Annotated in this window: 1 protein-coding gene; it reads left to right on the plus strand. The window is 73.9% G+C overall.

Annotation, left to right across the window (positions count from 1 at the left end):
• Positions 1 to 700 (plus strand): hypothetical protein (locus QR77_RS47100; RefSeq protein ID WP_040025971.1); only part of this gene is annotated, 700 nt, incomplete at both ends.

Genomic DNA, 700 nt, shown 5'->3' on the forward strand with positions numbered 1-700 from the left:
GCCGATCCGCTGGGCGTCGCCGGCGACTGCTGGTCCGACGGCCGGGGCGCTGAGGCCGCGGCGGCGCGCGAGGCGATGCGGGCCGCGCTGGCCGACCGGCCCAACGTCCACCTGGTGGATCTCGAAGCGGTGCTCCGCTCGCTCGGTGCCGCGAAGTCGCACCATCCGGCGCTCTACCAGCATGCGAAGGTTCCCTATCGCGAGGACGTCTACCACCACCTCGGGGCGCGCGTCGCTCACGTCCTGCGGTTGCGGACCGGCGACACCTGCCATGCCGCGGCGCTGGACCTGCGGGGTCTCGCCGATGCCGAGGCCGGTGCCGAGGACGGCGCCGAGGATGTCGATGGATTGGGCGGTGTCCTGCGCTGGTTGTCCGCAGCCGGAGTGCCGTCGTACGCGCTCGGCGGCCGGGACGAGGTCACGGCGTGGCGAGACCTCATCACGAGCGATCAGACGGTTCCGGCACGGCTGGCCGACTGGTTCTTCGACGACCGTGACCTCGACGCCCAGGTACGCGAGTTGGCCGCCGAGGCCGGCCTGGCAGCGCGAGACGTCGCCCTGCTCCAGCGCCGGGAGGACCATCTGATCGTCACCGTACGGACGGCCCACGGCGGCTCCGCCGAGGCGGTGGATCTCGGTGCGGACGCCGCGGCCTGGCCGTCGCTGCTGGCCGCCGCCGGGGTCTTCGACCGCCTGCCGG

It is taken from the genome of Streptomyces sp. 150FB, assembly GCF_000818195.1.
In the GTDB taxonomy this organism is placed as follows: domain Bacteria; phylum Actinomycetota; class Actinomycetes; order Streptomycetales; family Streptomycetaceae; genus Streptomyces.